Raw genomic sequence first — 19,177 nt, forward strand, 5'->3', positions numbered from 1 at the left:
AATGAGAAACGATGACCTGGACCTGCGCGCCGACCGCGACGAACTGCACGACTACGCCCCACGCGCACCGCAAGCCAAGCGCCAGAAGAGCCTGGTGTTGCAGGTTGCGCTGGGAGTATTCCTCGGTGGGTTGGCGTTATGGCTGGTACAACTGGGCGCGACGGCAATCATGGCCAAACTGGCCATGGGCACCCTGCAGTTCGGCGGCTGATGTACGACACCTGTGGGAGCTGGCTTGCCTGCGATAGAGGCGGTTCAGTTAAAGATTCATTAACTGACACACCGCTATCGCAGGCAAGCCAGTTCCCACATTTGATCTAGGATGCTGGCAGATTGCGTTCTTCCAGCAGTTTTACGAAGCTGTTCAAGCTTTGTGACACCGTGCCCCGCCGCCAGATCAGCCAGGTATTCAAGATACGGAATGTGTCGGGCAGCGGCCACACACTCACCGCCGCACACCCCGGCATACTCTCCAGCATGCTGCGTGGCATCAGCGCCAGCCCGGCCCCGGCGCTGACACAGGCCAACATGCCGTGGTACGACTCGATCTCGAAGATCCTGCCCGGCACCGCGCCATCCTGTGAGAACCAGCGTTCGAAGTGATGCCGGTAAGAGCAGTTGGAGCGAAACGTATAGATGTTCTCGCCATTCACATCCTGGCCGCGGGTGATCGGCGCGTGATGCAGTGGCGCAATCACCACCATCTCTTCCTCGAACACCGCCACACCCTCTAGCGTGGAATGCAGCACCGGCCCATCGACAAAGGCCGCCGTCAGCCGGCCCGACAGCACACCTTCGATCATGGTGCCCGAGGGACCCGTGCTCAGGTCTAGCTCGACCTTGGTGTATTGCTGGTTATACGCCGCCAGTAACGCAGGTATACGCACGGCCGCCGTGCTCTCCAGCGAGCCCAGGGCAAAGGCGCCTTGGGGCTCCTCCCCCGCCACCGTCGCACGGGCTTCTTGCACAAGGTCGAGAATGCGCCGCGTATAGCCAAGGAAATTCCACCCGGCCGGCGACAGGCGCAAGCGGCTTTTCTCGCGGATAAACAACTCCACGCCCAGGTCCTGCTCCAGTTGTTTGATGCGCGTGGTGAGGTTCGATGGCACGCGATGAATCAACTGCGCGGCGGCGCTGATGCTGCCTTGCTCGGCAACGGCCTTGAAGATTTCCAGTTGCACAAGATCCAAATCATTCTCCAATCATGTACATGATCGTTCCCACGCTCTGCGTGGGAACGCTGCCTCGGACGCTCCGCGTCCGATCGTTGGCGCATAGGTCTTTGACGCGGAGCGTCATGGGATGCATTCCCACGCAGAGCGTGGGAACGATCTAATATCCAAATCATTCTCCATTCATGAACGTATTGCTTAATATTATTCAGTTTCCAGAAAACATACAGCCCCGTACGCTGGCCCCATTCCACTCATTCAGCCGGACGGTGCCATGAACAATGCTATCTCCCACCAGACCCACGCCCTGTCGATCAACCCCGCCAACGGCGAAACAGTCCGCAGCTACCCCTATGAAAGCGCAGAACAGCTGAACGCCGCCCTCTCCCGCTCGACCGATGCCTTCCGCACCTGGCGTCGCACGCCGGTAAGCCAGCGAGCCGAATATCTGCTGGCCCTGGCCGCTGCCCTGCGTGAACAGGCTGAAGACATGGCGCAAATGATCACCCTGGAAATGGGCAAACCCATCGCCCAGGCCCGTGCCGAAATCGAAAAGTGCGCGCAACTGAGCGAATGGTATGCCGCCCACGGCCCGGCCATGCTCGCCCCGGAGCCCACCCTGGTGGAAAACGGCAGCGCCCGGATCGAATACCGCCCACTGGGCCCGATCCTCGCGGTAATGCCGTGGAATTTCCCGGTATGGCAAGTACTGCGCGGCGCGGTGCCGACCCTGCTTGCCGGCAACACCTACGTGCTCAAACATGCGCCCAACGTAATGGGCAGCGCCTACCTGATCCAGCAAGCGTTGCGCAAAGCCGGTTTTGCCGAAGGCGTGTTTGAAGTCATCAACGTAACCCAGGACGGCGTGTCCACCGCCATCGCCGACCCACGCATCGCCGCCGTGACGCTCACCGGCAGCGTGCGCGCCGGCATCGCCATCGGCTCACAGGCCGGGGCCGCGTTGAAGAAATGCGTGCTGGAACTAGGCGGCTCCGACCCCTTTATCGTGCTCAACGACGCTGACCTCGACGCCGCCGTACAAGCCGCCGTCATCGGCCGCTTCCAGAACAGCGGCCAAGTCTGCGCCGCCGCCAAGCGCTTGATCATCGAAGCGGGCGTGGTTGAAGCCTTCACCGCCAAATTCCTCGAAGCCAGCCGCGCCCTGGTAATGGGGGAACCCACCTCGACCGCCGCCTATATCGGCCCCATGGCGCGTTTTGATCTGCGTGACGAACTGCACGGCCAGGTCCAGGCGACCCTGGAAGAAGGCGCCACGCTGCTGTTGGGTGGCCATAAAGTCGCGGGCGCGGGCAATTACTACGAACCGACCGTACTGGCCGACGTTACCGACCAAATGACGTCGTTCAAACAGGAACTGTTCGGCCCCGTGGCCTCGATCATCACCGCCCGCGACGCCGAGCACGCCGTAGCGCTGGCCAATGACAGCGAGTTTGGCCTGACCGCGAGTATCTTCACAGCCGATTCCGCAAAGGCGCGGGCGATTGCCGACCAGTTGGAAACCGGCGGGATATTCGTCAACGCGTTCAGCGTCTCAGACCCGCGGGTGGCGTTTGGCGGCGTGAAGAAGAGCGGGTTCGGCCGCGAGCTGTCTCACTTCGGTGTACGCGAGTTCTGCAACGCACAAACGGTGTGGCTGGACCGCAAGTAAAGCTGCAACGGCTAGGCGTCGTCGGTGCGCGCATCGAACGCCGCCTGCGCCTGCAGCACCGCTTCCGAATGGCTGAGCGTCCAGGCGTAAAGCGCCTTGAACGGCTCTTCCAGCGTCCCCCCCAGCGGCGTAATGCTGTACTCCACCGCCACCTGTGAAGACGGGATGACCCGGCGCGCCAGGATGCCACTGCGTTCAAGACGGCGCAGGCTCTGGGTCAGGGCTTTTTGCGTGATGCCGTCCAGGCGACGCCTGATTTCATTGAAACGCAGCGGTTTTTCGCACAAAGAGCCCAGTATCAGCACCGACCACTTGTCGGTGATCTGATCAAGCAATAATCGGCTGGAGCAATCGGCTTTGAATACCTTGGGCACCGTACCGTCTTGAGTCAGCGCCGGGTCATGATCGAGCATGTGGTTTCCTCTGGGATACCTGATAGCTTTAAAGTGCCTAATTGATATTAGGTATACACAATATACTATCAAGACTCATTTCAAATGGAGTCTCTGGCAATGAGTGTTACGAATCTGGATGCTTTGTTTCAGCCATTTGCGCTGAAATCCCTGGCCCTGAAAAATCGCATCGTCATGGCACCCATGACCCGTTCGTTTTCCCCCACCGGTGTACCAGAAGAAAACGTCGCCGCCTATTATCGCCGACGTGCCGAACACGACGTCGGGCTGATTCTCTCAGAAGGCACCGCTATTGATCGCCCCGGCGCACGTAACGACCCCGGCGTCCCGCTGTTCCATGGCGACCAGGCATTGGCGGGCTGGCAACAGGTCATCGACGGCGTGCATGCGGCAGGCGGCAAAATGGGGCCGCAAATCTGGCATGTCGGATCAGTGGGCAATCCCTTCAACGATTGGGCGCCCGAGACAGGTATCGAAGGTCCTTCCGGCCTCGCCGCACCCAGTACGCCACGCGGTGACGCGATGAGTGATGAAGCCATCGCCGACACGATTGCGGCTTACGCCAAGGCGGCTGCCGACTCCAAACGGTTAGGGTTTGATACCGTTGAAATACACGGTGCACACGGTTACTTACTCGATCAGTTCTTCTGGGAAGGCACCAATCAGCGTCCCGACCAGTTCAATGGTGCATCGATCAAGGAACGCTCGCGTTTCGCGGCAGAGGTGGTCAAGGCGATACGTGCAGCAGTAGGCCCGGCGTTCCCCGTGATATTGCGGGTGAGCCAGTGGAAGCAGCAGGATTACAGCGCGCGCCTGGTGACCACGCCGAACGCCATGTCGGACTGGCTGGTGCCGCTGGTGGAAGCGGGTGTCGATATCCTGCATTGCTCACAACGGCGTTTCTGGGAAGCCGAATTTCCCGAACTGGATGGCGAGCAGGGGCTGAACTTCGCCGGCTGGGCCAAGAAACTCACCGGCGCGGCGACCATCAGCGTGGGCTCGGTCGGCCTGTCCGGGGACTTTCTTGCCGCCTTCGGAGGCGAAAGCTCTCAACCCGCCAGCCTGGATAATCTAGTGCACAGGCTTGAACGCGAAGAATTTGACCTCATCGCCGTTGGCCGCGCATTACTGAGCGACCCACAGTGGGCCAGCAAAATTCGCACGGGAGAGACCTCCAGCCTGAAAGCCTTCAGCCCATCGGATCTTGCTGAGCTCATCTAGCCAATAGGCCCAAGTCAGCCCCGACTATGCCGTCGCACGCACTGCACCAACCCGTCCAGTGCCGGGGGATTCACCGGCGCGAGCACACAGACCGTGTGCTCGCGCTTGCCTTCCGCAACTGTCAGGGTGTAATGCACCCGGCCTGGGTTGCCAGGCTCGGGATCGGTGCTTTGCGGCAACTGGAAAAAACCCGACGCTTCAATCAGTTGCCGCAACTCCTGCTGATCAGGCTCGGGCAGCGCGTCCAACTCCACCGTGCGCGGCTTGGCCAACCCCGGAAAAAACGCCGGTCCGCCGCTTTCCTTGATCGAAATTCGCATGGCTGTTCCTCGCCGCACAGGCGGCTTCGTCAAACGTTTATGCCCACCGCTTTCCAGCCTTCCTTGACTGCCTTTTGCTCAGCTTTGTTCACACCATAAAGCTGGCCGGCAATATCGTGCGTGATACGTGCAAAACGCAAAAACCCGGAATTGGGCCGCAACCGCGAATCGCGCAGTGCGTCATACCAGATACGCCCGGCACGCTCCCAGGCGAACCCGCCAATCCGGGTGGCCACCTGATAGAACGCGTGGTTGGGAATGCCAGAATTGATATGCACGCCACCATTGTCCTCGTAAGTGTGCACAAAATCATCCATGTGCCCAGGCTGCGGGTCTTTGCCCAGCAGCTTGTCATCAAACGCAGTGCCTGGCGCCTTCATCGAGCGCAGCGCCGTGCCCTTGATCTTTTTGGTAAACAGCCCCTTGCCGATCAACCAGTCGGCGTCCTCGGCCTTTTGCTTCAGCGCGTACTGCTTGATCAGCGAACCAAACACATCCGACAGCGACTCGTTCAGCGCACCGGATTGATTAAAATACATCAGCTTGGCTTCATCCTCGGTCACGCCATGGGCCAACTCATGGCCAATGACGTCGAGTGCCACGGTGAAGCGGTTGAACAGCTGCTGGTCGCCATCGCCGAACACCATCTGGGTCGAATTCCAGAACGCATTGTTATAGTCCTGGCCGAAGTGCACCGTGGCGTCCAGCGCCATGCCCGCATCGTCGATGGAGTTGCGGTCGAAGACCTGGTCGAAAAAGTCGAAGGTTGCGCCCAGGCCGTCATAGGCTTCGTCCACCGCGGCATCGCCACTGGCGGGCTGCCCTTCGCCGCGAATCAGCTTGCCGGGCAGGCTGTCGGTGTTTTCGGCGCTGTAGATCGAGCGTTGCTTCTCGGCGCCCACGGCCAGTGCCATGCGGGCCGGGCCCTTGGCGGGTACCGCGACCATACGCAACGAGCGGAACGTGCTGTCTTTGGCGCGCGTGCGTAATGCGACCTCCCGTTGGGCTTTGTCGCCGTGGCGGGCGATCTGGTCGAGCATGTACGGCGGGATCAGGCAAAAAATCGGGTTGCGCAGTTGGCGAACACACATGAGCTGGCTCCTTTTTGGCGTGTGATGAACGTCCGGGTAACGGTTTTCAGGATAGTCCTGAGTTCGCCACCTGGGCCAAATTGTCATGAGTTTGTGTTTCAGTGGTGTTTATCCGAGGCCCATAAGGAACATGCCCATGCCTGCCCGCACAGCTAACATTGACCTTTCCCATCGCCCAAGGCTCGCCGACCTGCGCCCATTGATCGCAGCCAGCCCCAGCCTGCTGGAAGCCAGAGCCGCGACGCCGCGTGTCACAGCAGCCAAGGACCTCAAAAACCGCGCGGGCTATGCCGACGACTTCCTCAGCGACTTCGTGGTGCCATGGCCCACGGTTGACCAGCCACTGGCAGGCGACGTGCAACCCAAGCGTCTGGACTACACGCATTTCTCCATCACCCTGTCGCGCTCTCGACGACTGGCGCTGTACGTGGGGGTGAATATCGACGGCGCCAAGCATGTAGACATCACCCGCAGCAACGACACCTGGGCCTACGATGGTCGCCTACCCCTGGAGGCGCAGGTAGGTGAAGAGCTCTATGCCGGCAATGGCCTGGACCGCGGCCACCTGGTACGGCGCCAGGATCCCAATTGGGGCGACGAGGCGACCACCGCCAACTTCGACACCTTTCACTTCACCAACTGCTCGCCACAGATGAGCGGCTTCAACCAGAAGACGTGGCTGGAACTCGAAGACTACATCCTCGACAACACCCAGCGCTGGAAAGCCCGGGCCACGGTATTTACCGGACCAGTGTTCGCCGATGACGACCGACTTTACCGTGGCGTGAAAATCCCCAAGGCGTTCTGGAAAGTGGTGGCCTACCTCAGCGACGAGGGCAAGCCGTCCGCCAGCGCCTACATGATCGACCAAAGCCGCGAGCTGGGCCAACTCGACCTGGTATTCGGCCCGCTGCGAACCTACCAGCGCAGTGTGATTGCGATCGAACAATTGACCGGCATCCGCTTCGCCAACCTGGCCGACTACGACGGCTTCAGCAACGAAGAGCGCGCCACAGGCACCCGGATCGAAGCGCTGATCCGCGGCCCCCAGGATATTCGGCTCTGACGCTTCTTTTGTAGCAGCGAGCTTGCTCGCGAACAACAGGAAAGCGCCGCGGGGCATCAGGTGCCCAGCGTTATCGTTGACGACCTTCGCGAGCAAGCTCGCTCCTACAGGGATGATCGCTTACCATACGGCCGCCGGTTCCCGTATGGGACTAACAGGGAATTCGAAACGCCGCACGCGGCGTGAACCGAAACTGCCCCCGCAACTGTAGATGCCGAGCCTGCCCTTGAATGCCACTGGACCACGTCCGGGAAGGCGGGGCATGGCGACGACGCATCAGTCAGGAGACCTGCCGGCCCAGCTAATTCACTAACCGGCGGGGTGTCCGGGAAGGACATCCTGGCCCTGCGCATCAGCAGCGCCCATGGGCGTATTTCCGAGCCGTACCTCCCCTGCTGCACCTACGGTTCACAAGGAGATCGCCTCATGCTGCCACGCGTTACCGCCCTGATCGCAGGTTTGAGTGTGTGTGCCCTGGCGCAAGCCGCGCCCACTCAGTACCCGCTGACCCTGCAAAACTGCGGCAGCCCCCTGACCTTCCAGCACGCCCCCGCCCGCAGCGTCACCATCGGCCAGGCCGCCACCGAGATGCTCTACGCCCTGGGCGTGGGCGACAAGGTGGTCGGCACTTCGCTGTGGTTCAACAACGTGGCGGCGCAGTACAAGGCCCAGGACGATCGCATCGAGCGCCTGGCCAACAACGAGCCCAGCTTCGAAGCCGTACTCGCCAAGCGCCCGCAACTGGTGGCCGCCGAGCTGGAATGGGTGGTGGGCCCCCAAGGCGTGGTCGGCACCCGTGAGCAGTTTCATGAACTGAAGATCCCCACCTACCTGTTGCCGTCCGACTGCGAAGGCAAGGACAACCTGGTGGGTGCCGACGGCACGCGATTGGAGCCCTTTCGCATCGAGACGATCTACCAGAGCCTCCAGCAACTGGCGCAGATTTTCGACGTGCAGGATCGCGGCCAACAACTAACCGACGAACTCAAGGCGCGCCTGGCCAAATCCGTCGCCACGGCCCAAGGCAAGGGCTTGCAGCAAGCCAGTGCACTGGTGTGGTTCTCCAGCGCCGAAATGGCCAGCGACCCTTACGTAGCCGGCCACAAAGGCGTGCCGCAATTCATGCTGCAAGCCCTTGGCCTGCGTAACGTGGTGCAGTCCGATGAGGAGTGGCCCGCCGTCGGCTGGGAAACCATCGCCAAGGCCAATCCCACCTTCCTGGTGATCGCACGCATGGATCGCCGTCGCTACCCGGCCGACGACCATGAAAAGAAACTCGCCTTCCTGCGCAGCGACCCCGTGACCCGCAACATGGACGCGGTGAAGAACAACCGCATCATCATCCTCGACGCTCTGGCCTTGCAGGCGAGCCTGCGCACCTTCGAGGGCCTTGAACAATTGTCCGCCGCCATCGACGGCTACCACCTGGGCAAATGATGCGCACCCTACTCGCCCTGGCGCTGCTGTTGCTCGCCCTGCTCGCTGGCGTCGCCATCGGTGAAACCGCCATCGAACCGCAGGTGGTGCTGCAGGTGCTCGCCAATAAACTCTGGGCCGCCGGCTACGTACTGGACCCCATCGACGAAGGCGTGGTGTGGAACTACCGCCTCACCCGCGCCCTGGTGGCCGCAGCCTGCGGCGCAGGGTTGGCAACGTGCGGCGTGATCCTGCAATCACTGCTGCGTAACCCGCTGGCCGACCCGTACCTGCTGGGCATCAGCGCCGGCGCGTCAACCGGCGCAGTGCTCGTCGCCTTGATCGGCGTGGGCGGTGGCCTGGTGTCGTTGTCGGCGGGCGCGTTTGTGGGGGCGGTGGCGGCATTTGCGCTGGTGACGCTGCTGGCGCGGGCCAGCGGATCGTCCAGCGGTACCGGGCAGATCATCCTCGCGGGCATCGCCGGCTCGCAGTTGTTTAATGCCCTGACCGCGTTCCTGATCACCAAGTCGGCCAGCTCCGAACAAGCCCGCGGCATTATGTTCTGGCTGCTGGGCAACCTCAGCGGCGTGCGCTGGCCGTCGGTGTGGTTGGCGGTGCCGGTGGCGGTCGTGGGGCTCGCAGTGTGCCTGTGGCACCGGCGTGCACTGGATGCGTTCACCTTCGGCAGCGACTCGGCGGCCTCCCTCGGCATCCCGGTGCGCCGCGTGCAATTTGTGCTGGTGGCCTGCGCCGCGCTGGTGACGGCGGTGATGGTGTCCATCGTCGGCTCCATCGGGTTTGTCGGCTTGGTAATTCCCCATGCGGTGCGCCTGTTGCTTGGCACCGGGCATTCGCGCTTGCTACCGGCCAGCGCCTTGGGGGGCGCGCTGTTTCTGATCGCTGCAGACGTGCTGTCACGCACCCTGATCAAGGGCCAAGTGATTCCCGTTGGGGTGGTCACGGCACTGGTGGGCGCGCCGGTGTTTGCGTTGATTTTGATTGGCCGGAGGAACGCCCGATGAGCGTGCTCAGTTGCAGCGGCCTGGGTTTCAAGGTGCGTGAGGCCCAGTTACTGGACGGTATCGACCTGGACGTGCAGGCGGGCGAAACCCTGGGCATCGTCGGGCCGAACGGTTCGGGCAAGTCCACCCTGCTCAAATTACTCGCCGGTTTGCGCCCGCCGGCCAGCGGTGAAGTGCGCCTGGGCGGCAAGCGGGTCGGTGAGTTGTCACGCCGCACCATCGCGCAACAGCTGGCGGTGGTGGAGCAACAGGCCGACACCGACGACGCCATCCGCGTGTTCGACGCCGTGGCGCTAGGCCGCACGCCCTGGCTGTCGGCGCTGAGCCCGTGGTCGCGTGAAGACGACGCCATCGTGCACCAGGCGCTGCACGACGTAGACGCCACCCACCTGAGCCAACGCGCCTGGCGCAGCCTCTCTGGCGGCGAACGCCAACGCGTGCACATCGCCCGCGCCCTGGCGCAACGGCCGCAGATTTTATTGCTGGATGAGCCGACCAATCACCTGGATATCCAGCATCAACTGGCGATCCTCAAAGGTGTGCAAGGCTTGCCGGTGACCACCTTGATTGCGCTGCATGATCTGAATCAGGCATTGACCTGTGATCGCCTGGCCGTGCTGGATCGCGGGCGGCTGGTGGCGCTGGGTACGCCGCTTGAGGTGCTGACGCCGCAGCGTTTGCAGGAGACATTCGGAGTGCAGGGGCATTACCTGACGGACCCGTTCGACGGCGCGCAAATCCTGCGCCTGCGCTCCAACTGAATCCGTACGTTGGGGCAGCTTGCTCTGGTGACGGTCTGACGGCCAACTGTGGTCCAAATGTGGGAGGGGCTTGCCCCCGATGAGGGAGTGTCGGCAAGCCCCCTCCCACATTGGTTCTACAGAGGCCGATGCATGTGGGTGGTTTGCCAGATCGGGTCGGCCTCGACATCCACCACCTCAAACCCCTGCCTGCGCCAGAAATCAATCGCACCGGGCAGAAACGGATGGGTATGCAAGTACATCATCTCTACGCCATCGGCCCGCGCCAGCGCCTCCAGCGAGCGGTATAACCGGCCCGCCAGGCCCAAGCGTCGCGCTGCCGGGAGCACATACAGGCGCACGACTTCCACCGTCTTGCGCCCCTGGTAGTTCAACTGCGGGAAGCGGCCGTCGTAGGGCCGATAAGCCACCGCGGCAACGATCCGGCCTTCGGCACGAGCAATCAAAAACCGCCCGCCCCCCTCAAGGTAGATCGCTTCAAACTGCGCCAGATCGTGGGGGACGCCGGTGGCACTGAGCGTGGGAAACAGTTCATCCCGCGCCAGCAAAGCGAAGCTCAGCACCTGGGGAATGTCAGCGGCCTGCACCGCCTCGATACTAACGCTCATCGCCAAGGATGCGGCTCGTTATCCACTGGCGAGCGTAAGCCAACACGCGATCGGCCATCGCCACCGGAAAGTGAATAAACCCGTGGGCCGCTTCTGGCAGCAAATGAGCCTCCACCGTTGGCCATCGCTCGGCAATCAGCAGAGTGTCATCCTTGAGCGGGTCCAGTTCACCCACAAACATCAACGCGGGCGGCAGCCCTTCAAAGTCCCCATACAAGGGCGACAACGGTGGCTGACGGCGCGTCTCGTCGCTGATCCCCGGCGTCAGCAGGCGCAGCGCCTGGACCATGCCCGGCCCGTCCAGCAACAAGGTGTCCGGCCCGGCCGTGCGCACACTGGGCGTGCCGGTCAAATCGTAGACGCCGTAATACAACACCGCGCCGCTTACCCGCTGGAGCAACTCGGGCCATTGCTTGAGCGCCAACAAAGTGGCCGCCGCCAAGTGCCCGCCGGCCGATTCACCGACAAAAAACACCGGCAGGCCGGCAAACTCCGGGCAGTCCGCCAAAAGCCAGCGCGCAGCCGTCAGGCAGTCATCCAACAGCCCTTCAATTGGCGTATCCACCGCCAGTCGGTAATCCACCGACACTACCGCCACGTCGCACGCATTCACCATGCCGAGGTTAAGGTCGTCATCCATTTGCGCATTGCCGATCACCCAGCCACCGCCGTGGATATCCAGCACCACGCCTTTGGGCGGGCCAGCGGGCCGCAGGATGCGCAAGGGGATCGCCCCGAGCATTTTGCGTTCCGCCAGGGGCGCCTTCTTGAAGGTCTGGCTGGCACGCAACAGCGCCTGGATCAGACGCGGCATCACGCGGTTGCGGACCTTGAAGCGCGGCATCCACGCCAGTGTGCGATTGAAGCGCCGCATCTGGGCCAGTTCGGGCTCGCTGGCAGGCCAATGCTGGTAGGCCATCAGCGGTTATTACGCAGGATCGAGAAGTTCAACGCCGCGGCCACGCACAGCCACACCAGGTACGGAAACAGGATCAGGCCGGTAATCAAATCCAGGCGCACGGCCAGCAGCACCATCGCTGCCACGGTGAGCCACAAGAGCACGATAATCACCATCCCGGCGAACAACCGATGGGCACCGAAGAACACCGGCGTCCACAGGGTGTTCAACGCAATCTGCGCCGCCCACAAGGCCAACACCATTTCGCTGCCGGGGATCAGCGTCAAGCGGTAACCGGCCCAGGCCAGCAGCAGGTAGATGATCGTCCATGCCACCGGGAACAGCCAATTGGGTGGGGTGAAACTGGGCTTGACCAGGGATTCGTACCAGGCGCCCGGTTTGAAGATCACGCCAGTGCTGGCGGCGGCGGCGCAGGCAAGCAGGAAGATGAAAAAGGTCATGATCGGTCCTTGAGGTCCAGTGGATGGAAAACAGTACACTGCTTTTAAGTGACTCAAGCAACCGCGGATAAATTCAATGGGGGCGGCAAAATACCCGCGCTTCTACGCGTCATGAAAATTGGTTATGGTCGGCAACATCCAGCACCGTTGCCCGAGACATCCCCTTGCCCCAGCTTGCCGATCACCGCAGCCGCCCCTGGTCAGTGTTCCTGATCTTCCTGCGCCTGGGCCTCACCTCTTTCGGCGGGCCGATTGCGCACCTGGGCTATTTTCGCCAAGAGTTCGTCACCCGCCGCCGCTGGCTCAGCGAGCGCAGCTATGCCGAACTGGTCGCCCTGTGCCAGTTCCTCCCAGGCCCGGCCAGCAGCCAGGTCGGTATCGCGTTGGGCCTGTCCCAAGCAGGTTACCGGGGCGCGGCGGCAGCCTGGGCCGGGTTCACCTTGCCGTCGGCCATCGCCCTGATTCTGTTTGCCCTGGGGCTGGCCCACTACGGCGGCGCCCTCCCCCATGGCGCGCTGCACGGCCTCAAGGTCGTCGCCGTAGCCGTGGTTGCCCAGGCCGTGTGGGGCATGGCACGCACTCTGTGCCAAGGCGTTTTACGGGTGGCGTTGATGTTGATCGCCGCGGGCGTGGTGCTGCTGCAACCCTCCGCCTGGGCTCAAGTCGGGGTCATGGTGGTCGCAGGCGTGGCCGGCCTGTTGCTGCTCAAGCCCGAGAACAGCAACGAGCCCGACGCCCTGCCCATCGCCATCAGCCGCCGCACCGGAGCCTTGTGGTTGATGCTGTTTTTGCTGTTGCTGGTGGCCTTGCCACTCCTCGCCGTATGGGCGCTCAACCCCACGCTGGCGCTGGTGGACGCCTTCTACCGCACCGGCGCGCTGGTATTCGGCGGCGGCCACGTGGTATTGCCGCTACTGCAAGCCGAAGTGGTGCCCAGCCAATGGGTCAGCAACGATGTTTTCCTCGCCGGCTACGGCGCCACCCAGGCCGTGCCCGGCCCGCTGTTCACCTTCGCCGCCTTCCTCGGTGCCTCCATGACCCACGCGCCGAGCGGTTGGCTTGGCGGGGTGATCGCGCTGCTGGCGATCTTCGCCCCGTCGTTCCTGCTGATCTTCGGCGCCTTGCCCTTCTGGGCCAATCTGCGCAAAAGCCCGCGTACCCAGGCGGCGCTCGCCGGGGTGAACGCGGCGGTGGTTGGCCTGTTGTTGGCGGCGCTGTACCAGCCGGTGTGGACCAGTGCGATTTTCAATGGGTATGACGCCGCACTGGCGTTGCTCGCACTGATCGCGCTGATGGTGTGGAAGCTGCCGCCATGGTTGGTGGTGATAGGCTGCGGCGTACTCGGCACAGCACTTTTGTAGGAGCGAGCTTGCTCGCGAAAAACTCACGGGCGCCGCGTTTAATCTGAAGGCACGCGTTATCGTTAACGATTTTCGCGAGCAAGCTCGCTCCTACAGCATTGGGGCTCAGCCCGGCTCGACTATCTTGAGCCACGGCCAACGCGCCTGATAACTCCTGGCCTTGTGCAAAAACAGCGCCGGCTCCGGATGCAAAGGGTTGATGCGCAAGACACCCTGCTCCACATCCTCCAAGCCATAAGGCGCATACACCTCGCCCGAGGCAATATCCAGCGCAATGCACGTACCCGCCACCAGGTAACGGTCAACCCCTTGCCGGGCCGAGTGCAACTGCGGGTAGGGCCGGCCAAACCGCTGCCCATACCAAAGGTGCACCCGCGCCTGATTCCTGACCTCCACATTCACCCCCAAGTCTTTAAATAGCACCTGCGCCGCACGAATTACCGCGTCTTCCGCCTCGTAGGACAGGTCCTCGTCAAAGTAAAAAACGTCATAGTCCTTCACGCCCTGATCGGCCGGCAGATTCGCCTGATGATTCCACACCGCCTGGAACAAACAGCCCGCCGTAAGCATGCACTGCTGCACACCAAGATCCGGCAAGCGCGCCGTAATCTGCGCATTGATAGGGTTGGTCATGGCCAATTCGAGCAAGGTGTCGACCGTCAATGTCATGTTCAGTCCTCCATCGTCAGCGCCAACCATAACACCTGAATATGGCACTCCTGTAGGAGCAAGCTTGCTCGCGAAAATCCTAAACGATCACGCAACGCCTGAAGGCAAAACCCAATCCCCCCCGCCACACCTTGCTCCATTGCCTACGCCGGCATCTGCCGCCGTGCGCCAATCCTGCTTATCCCTACCTTTAGTCGGATATCTCTGAGGGTTCTAACGCAACGGCTAGCCTTCAGCTTAGCGTCAGGGATTACGCTGAACATTCGGTCCATGAAGGGCCAGTCCGCCTCATCGTCCCGACGCGTTATCTGCTGAGGAGACGATAATGAAAATAACCCTGAAACAGTTGGCGTGCCTGGGTGCAAGCTTCACCAGCGCGCTCGCCATGGCCGATACGGCCACCCCGCCGGTACTGTCACCTACGATTCCCTTCGACGTCACCGCCAACCCTCCCATCACCCTGGACAGCCTGCAACGCGCTTTCGACGTGCTGTCGTGGCAGACCTTCGTCGCTCTGAACTGGCCCGCCAACGCCGACGGCAGCGCCAACACCTCGGCGCAGATCGGCGCGCCGGGGCAGAGAGTTTGGGAGTCGTGGAAGGAGAGCTACGCGATTTTCCTGCCCCAAGGCCAGAAGCCGCTCGCCTGGGACCAGCACACGCCGCCACCCGCCGCCTGCCAAGGCAAGGGTGATCTGCCCGTACTGCAACAGATGGGTAAGGTCGCCGGTGTGCTCGACGAGTTCATCCAGCCGTTCAAGACCGGCCCACTGGTAGACCAGGAGGGCACCTACACGCGCAACGCGATTATGGTCAACCAGCCGATGTTCGACGACATCGTCAACAATGGCCTCTACAGCAAGGAAGGCCAGCAAGCGTTCCTGAGCAAGGCCGACAACCGCATCGCCTTCTCCTGCGGCTCGCATACGGCCCAGCAGGTCGGCGCGATCATGGTTAAATCGGCCTGGAAGGTACTCGGCCGCAACGACAACCCGCAGGACTTCCACGCCGTCGACGCCTTGGTCTACACCCGCGGCAACACCGACCCGAACACGGGCGCGGTGATCCCCGAGTCATGCAGCGCGCAGAAGGTCGGGCTGGTCGGCCTGCACATCGTGCACAAGACCAAAGAGGCGCCGCAGTGGGTATGGTCGACCTTCGAGCACGTGCGCAACGTGCCGGAAGAGACCACGCCGATAAACGAGCGCAAGGGCCCCTACCTGTTCTACGACGCCCAGGCCAGCAACCGCCCGGTGAATGAGCCGCCAGCGCGGCCGTGGGACCCGTCGAAGTACGCCACGCCTTCGCAGATCGTGCGGGAAATACCGCTCACCGCCGCGACCCACCAGCTCAACGCGCAGTGGCAAGGCGCACTCAAGGGCACGGTCTGGGCCAACTACCAACTGATCAGCACCCAGTGGCCAACCGTCCCCGCCGATGACTGCCAAGTACCGTCACCGACCAACCCGCTGGGCACGCCTGCCCCGACCTTCCTGGCCAACGCCACCCTGGAAAGCTACAACCAGGGCACCACGCCACAGGCCTCGTCCAGCTGCCTGGAGTGCCACAACAACGCGACCACCCGGGTGACCGAGTCCCCGCGCACCAGTTTCGCCGATTTCACCTTCCTGCTTGAACGTGCCCAATCCACCGGTGCCAAGGAGTGATGCCATGAGCGACCCGAACCTGCAAAACTTCATCGACCTGTCCGCTGTGCTCACTGGCCTGTCAGCCAAACTGCTGGCGCCTTCGGTGGACCCGATCAACCTGCCGCCGCTGTTCTTCGCCACGGCCCAGCAAGGCATGGGCATTGCGGCGTTCAGCAACCTGCTGACGCTGTACGCCAGCATCAAGAACCAACCGCCTGAGCAAATCGCCAGCGCCGTGCTCGGCAACCCAGACCCGCAGATCGCCCAGGGGGCCCGCTCGATCATGAAGCTGTGGCTGCTTGGCAGCTGGTACCAGCCTTATGACCAAGGCGCCGCCCACACGGGTGACACCCACGTGGTTTCCGACCAGGCCTACAAGGAAAGCTGGGCGTGGAAGATCGCCCAATCCCACCCCATGGGCTACAGCCAGTACCACTTCGGCTACTGGACCGAGCAGCCACCGACCCTCAAGCAATTCACTGGTGTCGACGCCAAGGAAGGGCAGCAGCCATGAGCACTCTACACACCCAGAACATTGAAACAGCCGACGTGATCGTCGTGGGCGCCGGTATGGCCGGCAGCGTCATGGCCTATCAGTTGGGCCTGGCCGGCTTGAAAGTGCTGGTGCTCGAATCGGGCCCGGCGATTCCACCTAACCGCAGCGAGTACCTGGAGCGTTTCTACACGGCCGTGCTCAAGGCGCCCGAATCGCCCTACCCTCCGGAGCAGACCGAGCAGACCCCAGCCAAGCAGTTCGCCCCGCGCGCGACTATCCAAGACCTGATCACCGCCGGCAGCACCGACCCGAACAAGGTCCAGAAGAGCTACCTGGTACAGAAGGGACCGCAACTGTTCGCCAGCACCTACGAGCGGGTGGGCGGCGGTACCATGTGGCACTGGATGGGCACGGCCCTGCGCCTGTTGCCCAACGACTTTCGAATGCAAAGCAAGTACAAGGTCGGGGTCGACTGGCCGATCAGCTACGACGACCTGCAGACTGCCTACTGCCGCGCCGAGGAAGAGATGGGCGTGTCCGCCGACGTGGCGTCGCAGACCTACCTGGGCGTGACCTTCCCGCAGGGCTATCAATACAGCATGCACGGCATCCCGCCGTCGTTGGTCGACCAGGGCGTGGGCAAGGCCGTCAATGGCACCCGGTACCAGGGCATCACCCTCAACGTGCGGCAAACGCCAGCCGGGCGTAACTCGCAGAACGACAACGGCCGCCGGGTATGCGCCGGCAACACCAGCTGCACGCCGATCTGCCCGATCCAAGCCAAGTACGACGCCACTGTGACCATGGCAAAGGCGCTGGATACCGGCAACGTGCGGATCCTCTACCAGTGCGTGGCGAGCCAGGTGCAGGTCGATGCCAACGGGGTCACGGGGATCGATTTCATCCAGTACCAGAACAACGGCACACGCCAGAACGGCACGGCCCAGGGCAAGCGCTACGTGATCGCCGCCCACGCGATTGAAACGCCCAAGCTGCTGCTCAACTCCATCGGCCCGCACAGCCCAAAAGGGGTCGCCAACAGCAGCGGCCAGGTCGGCCAGGCATTGGCCGACCACCCGGTGTACCTGGCCTGGGGCCTGATGCCCGAAGGCAAGCCGTTGTTCCCGTTCCGTGGGCCGTTGTCCACCTCGGGGATCGAAGACATGCGCGATGGCCCGTTCCGCAGCGAGCGTGCCGCGTGGCGTATCGAGATCGGCAACGAGGGTTGGAACTGGTCGGTGAACGACCCCTACACCTCGGTCTGCGATTTCATCGACGGCACCAACCATGGCGGCGCCAACCCCCATAATAAGGCGTTGTCCGGCGTGGCGCTGGTGCAGCAGCTCAACAGCGTGCTGACCCGCCAGTTCCGTCTGGGCTTCTTGATCGAGCAGGTGGAGAAAGACCCCGACAAAGCGCTGTGCCGGGTAGAGAGGGCCGAGGGGTTCACCGACGGGTTGGACCTGACCAGGCCACAGATCACCTACGAACTGTCTGACTACACCAAGGAGGGCTTCAAGCAAGCGCGCCTGGCCGCCACGCATATCATCACCAAGCTGATGGGCGCCACCGAGCTGACCGACCTGAAGCCCAAGCTCGAGCCCGGCTCGCAAACGGTGTTCGAGTACGACGGCCAGAACTACGCGTTCTTTGGCGCTGGCCACCTGATGGGCACCTACCGCATGGGCTCGGACCGCACCAAGTCGGTGGTGGACAAAGACCAGCGCAGCTGGGACCACCCCAACCTGTTCCTGGTCGGCGACGGCGTGTTCCCCGCCACCGGCACCGCCAACCCGACCTTGACCATCACTGCGCTGACCTTCCAGGCCGCCGACGTGGTCGCCAGCGACCTGCTCAAGCGTACCGTGCAGGTGCAGGCCAACCAGGCCTGGCAAGGCACCGGCGTGCAGGTCAACGGGCATAGCTGGCAACTGGCGGTGTGCACCGGTGGGCAGTGGACGGCCAACCCAGGCACCGGCATGGTCGGCGCGGCGGGCAACCCAGGCTTGACCGCCAAACCCGGCTATACCTTGCCCGGTCAAGCAGAAGGCGCGTTGATCGGGCGTATCGGCACCAGCGGCGCGCCGTTCCTGGTCGGCAACCAGGCGCAATTGCCGCGTGGCCAGCAGGGGGAGTTGCAATTGTGCATCAATGACGACCTGGCCGGGCGTTACGGGGCTGGCCTGAGCGATAACCAGGGCAGCCTGTCGGTGGAGGTGCGTTTCGGGGCGGTGTAGGCGTTGTCATAGCAACCCCACAATGCCGCGGTATTGTGGGGTTGTTCTCTGCCGGCAAGTTGGCTTTTGATCAAGTTGGACGCGTGGTTACCGTGCGGTTGCCGGCAGCTCCTGGCACCACTTGATAGAACGCAGCGCTTCCTCGGCAGGCACAAGCGCGTAGCGCGAGTAAAACATTGTCCCGCTGAAACGACGGCCGTCGACTTCACCCAAGGTCTGCCCATCCTTGTAGGCAGAGGTACTGAGTTGATCGGCGATGTAATACACCTTGCCATTCTCGACAGTGATATCGAAACGCTGGTTAACCATACCGCTGATGATCGGTGGCGAAGTGGAGGCGACGCTGTGCTTACCGGCGGGAACGCCAGCCTTGAAAAAACTACCGGAAGGCAAACTGCCGACGGTGCGGCCATCGACCTGAATAGTCGGGGCGACCCCGCCACCGATGCTCGCCGCCGTGCGATAAAAGTAAACCGTGGCCTCATCCGCACGAGGTTCAGCCGGTGACGTGAAGAACGGTTGGCCTTTGAGGTCCGGACCGCTGATGCAGCCGGTCAGTGAGGCCAGGGCTGCGAACAGGCTGGCCCAAAGTAGCGTAGAGCGCTTCATGCATGAATTCCTTGAACGGGGATCAACGGGCGTTGGGGT

The 19,177-nt window shown here is 62.6% G+C and carries 20 protein-coding genes, 1 pseudogene and 1 riboswitch; of the genes and pseudogenes, 11 read left to right on the forward strand and 10 right to left on the reverse strand.

The window, feature by feature from the left end; all coding sequences use genetic code 11:
• Position 1 precedes the first annotated feature (1 nt).
• Positions 2-211 (forward strand): hypothetical protein, encoded by a 210-nt coding sequence (locus RHM69_RS10680; protein ID WP_005789784.1) that lies wholly within the window; start codon positions 2-4, stop codon positions 209-211.
• A 106-nt stretch (positions 212-317) separates the two neighbouring features.
• Here RHM69_RS10680 and ptrR read toward each other — a convergent pair whose 3' ends face one another.
• On the reverse strand, positions 318-1,190 hold the full coding sequence (gene ptrR / locus RHM69_RS10685) for a putrescine utilization regulator PtrR (protein WP_019820847.1): 873 nt from the start codon (positions 1,188-1,190) through the stop codon (positions 318-320).
• 256 nt (positions 1,191-1,446) lie between these two features.
• Here ptrR and RHM69_RS10690 point away from each other — a divergent pair, with 256 nt between their 5' ends.
• On the forward strand, positions 1,447-2,841 hold the full coding sequence (locus RHM69_RS10690) for an aldehyde dehydrogenase family protein (RefSeq protein WP_200600272.1): 1,395 nt from the start codon (positions 1,447-1,449) through the stop codon (positions 2,839-2,841).
• Positions 2,842-2,852: 11 nt separating this feature from the next.
• Here the strand turns inward: RHM69_RS10690 and RHM69_RS10695 are convergent, their stop codons facing one another.
• Complete coding sequence (locus RHM69_RS10695) at positions 2,853-3,254, reverse strand: winged helix-turn-helix transcriptional regulator (protein ID WP_003192584.1); 402 nt, start codon at positions 3,252-3,254, stop codon at positions 2,853-2,855.
• A 99-nt stretch (positions 3,255-3,353) separates the two neighbouring features.
• On the opposite strand from RHM69_RS10695, the gene RHM69_RS10700 reads away from it, so the two are divergent.
• Positions 3,354-4,475, forward strand: a complete 1,122-nt coding sequence (locus tag RHM69_RS10700) for an NADH:flavin oxidoreductase (RefSeq protein ID WP_130175225.1) — start codon at positions 3,354-3,356, stop codon at positions 4,473-4,475.
• A gap of 14 nt (positions 4,476-4,489) precedes the next feature.
• Here the strand turns inward: RHM69_RS10700 and RHM69_RS10705 are convergent, their stop codons facing one another.
• Positions 4,490-4,795: a protealysin inhibitor emfourin gene (locus RHM69_RS10705; protein WP_003192587.1), complete on the reverse strand. Its 306-nt coding sequence runs from the start codon at positions 4,793-4,795 to the stop codon at positions 4,490-4,492.
• A 29-nt stretch (positions 4,796-4,824) separates the two neighbouring features.
• Positions 4,825-5,886 carry a M4 family metallopeptidase gene (locus RHM69_RS10710; RefSeq protein ID WP_014719172.1) on the reverse strand — a complete coding sequence of 354 codons (1,062 nt, stop codon included), beginning with the start codon at positions 5,884-5,886 and terminating at the stop codon, positions 4,825-4,827.
• A gap of 136 nt (positions 5,887-6,022) precedes the next feature.
• On the opposite strand from RHM69_RS10710, the gene RHM69_RS10715 reads away from it, so the two are divergent.
• Positions 6,023-6,952, forward strand: a complete 930-nt coding sequence (locus RHM69_RS10715) for a DNA/RNA non-specific endonuclease (protein WP_019820839.1) — start codon at positions 6,023-6,025, stop codon at positions 6,950-6,952.
• A 9-nt stretch (positions 6,953-6,961) separates the two neighbouring features.
• Here RHM69_RS10715 and RHM69_RS10720 read toward each other — a convergent pair.
• Positions 6,962-7,069: pseudogene (locus RHM69_RS10720) on the reverse strand (outer membrane lipoprotein carrier protein LolA); the annotation flags it as partial.
• A 1-nt stretch (position 7,070) separates the two neighbouring features.
• Positions 7,071-7,264: riboswitch (cobalamin riboswitch) on the forward strand.
• A 114-nt stretch (positions 7,265-7,378) separates the two neighbouring features.
• Here RHM69_RS10720 and RHM69_RS10725 point away from each other — a divergent pair.
• Genes RHM69_RS10725 through RHM69_RS10735 form a run of 3 tightly spaced genes read left to right on the forward strand, consistent with a single transcriptional unit; the run spans position 7,379 to position 10,151 of the window.
• Entirely contained in the window at positions 7,379-8,389 is a 1,011-nt protein-coding gene (locus RHM69_RS10725; protein WP_200600274.1) for an ABC transporter substrate-binding protein, read from the forward strand.
• The gene (locus RHM69_RS10730; protein WP_197865071.1) at positions 8,386-9,390 is read left to right on the forward strand and encodes a FecCD family ABC transporter permease; all 1,005 of its coding nucleotides are present in this window, start codon (positions 8,386-8,388) and stop codon (positions 9,388-9,390) included. Before RHM69_RS10725 ends, RHM69_RS10730 begins: the two co-directional genes overlap by 4 nt.
• Positions 9,387-10,151, forward strand: coding sequence for an ABC transporter ATP-binding protein (locus RHM69_RS10735; protein WP_038450899.1), 765 nt, complete (start codon positions 9,387-9,389; stop codon positions 10,149-10,151). Before RHM69_RS10730 ends, RHM69_RS10735 begins: the two co-directional genes overlap by 4 nt.
• 116 nt (positions 10,152-10,267) lie before the next feature.
• Here RHM69_RS10735 and RHM69_RS10740 read toward each other — a convergent pair whose 3' ends face one another.
• Genes RHM69_RS10740 through tspO form a run of 3 tightly spaced genes read right to left on the reverse strand, consistent with a single transcriptional unit; the run spans position 10,268 to position 12,118 of the window.
• Positions 10,268-10,759 carry a GNAT family N-acetyltransferase gene (locus RHM69_RS10740; RefSeq protein WP_020302467.1) on the reverse strand — a complete coding sequence of 164 codons (492 nt, stop codon included), beginning with the start codon at positions 10,757-10,759 and terminating at the stop codon, positions 10,268-10,270.
• The gene (locus tag RHM69_RS10745; RefSeq protein WP_058410032.1) at positions 10,749-11,678 is read right to left on the reverse strand and encodes an alpha/beta hydrolase; all 930 of its coding nucleotides are present in this window, start codon (positions 11,676-11,678) and stop codon (positions 10,749-10,751) included. The genes RHM69_RS10740 and RHM69_RS10745 overlap by 11 nt, the downstream gene beginning before the upstream one ends.
• The gene (gene tspO / locus RHM69_RS10750) at positions 11,678-12,118 is read right to left on the reverse strand and encodes a tryptophan-rich sensory protein TspO (RefSeq protein ID WP_014719179.1); all 441 of its coding nucleotides are present in this window, start codon (positions 12,116-12,118) and stop codon (positions 11,678-11,680) included. The genes RHM69_RS10745 and tspO overlap by 1 nt, the downstream gene beginning before the upstream one ends.
• Positions 12,119-12,282: 164 nt before the next feature.
• On the opposite strand from tspO, the gene chrA reads away from it, so the two are divergent.
• Positions 12,283-13,479, forward strand: a complete 1,197-nt coding sequence (chrA, locus tag RHM69_RS10755; RefSeq protein ID WP_200600276.1) for a chromate efflux transporter — start codon at positions 12,283-12,285, stop codon at positions 13,477-13,479.
• A gap of 105 nt (positions 13,480-13,584) precedes the next feature.
• Here chrA and RHM69_RS10760 read toward each other — a convergent pair whose 3' ends face one another.
• Complete coding sequence (locus tag RHM69_RS10760; RefSeq protein WP_133632987.1) at positions 13,585-14,148, reverse strand: nucleotidyltransferase family protein; 564 nt, start codon at positions 14,146-14,148, stop codon at positions 13,585-13,587.
• 325 nt (positions 14,149-14,473) lie between these two features.
• On the opposite strand from RHM69_RS10760, the gene RHM69_RS10765 reads away from it, so the two are divergent.
• Genes RHM69_RS10765 through RHM69_RS10775 form a run of 3 tightly spaced genes read left to right on the forward strand, consistent with a single transcriptional unit; the run spans position 14,474 to position 18,529 of the window.
• A complete protein-coding gene (locus tag RHM69_RS10765; RefSeq protein WP_058410029.1) occupies positions 14,474-15,814 on the forward strand; it encodes a hypothetical protein in 1,341 nt (446 codons plus the stop codon).
• A 4-nt stretch (positions 15,815-15,818) separates the two neighbouring features.
• Complete coding sequence (locus RHM69_RS10770; protein ID WP_058410028.1) at positions 15,819-16,310, forward strand: sorbitol dehydrogenase; 492 nt, start codon at positions 15,819-15,821, stop codon at positions 16,308-16,310.
• Complete coding sequence (locus tag RHM69_RS10775) at positions 16,307-18,529, forward strand: GMC oxidoreductase (RefSeq protein WP_200600277.1); 2,223 nt, start codon at positions 16,307-16,309, stop codon at positions 18,527-18,529. Before RHM69_RS10770 ends, RHM69_RS10775 begins: the two co-directional genes overlap by 4 nt.
• 87 nt (positions 18,530-18,616) lie before the next feature.
• Here RHM69_RS10775 and RHM69_RS10780 read toward each other — a convergent pair whose 3' ends face one another.
• On the reverse strand, positions 18,617-19,138 hold the full coding sequence (locus RHM69_RS10780; RefSeq protein ID WP_200600279.1) for a DUF2846 domain-containing protein: 522 nt from the start codon (positions 19,136-19,138) through the stop codon (positions 18,617-18,619).
• Positions 19,139-19,177: the final 39 nt, after the last annotated feature.

Origin of the sequence: Pseudomonas sp. CCI1.1 (assembly GCF_034348165.1) — a bacterium.
Classification (GTDB): domain Bacteria; phylum Pseudomonadota; class Gammaproteobacteria; order Pseudomonadales; family Pseudomonadaceae; genus Aquipseudomonas; species Aquipseudomonas paracarnis.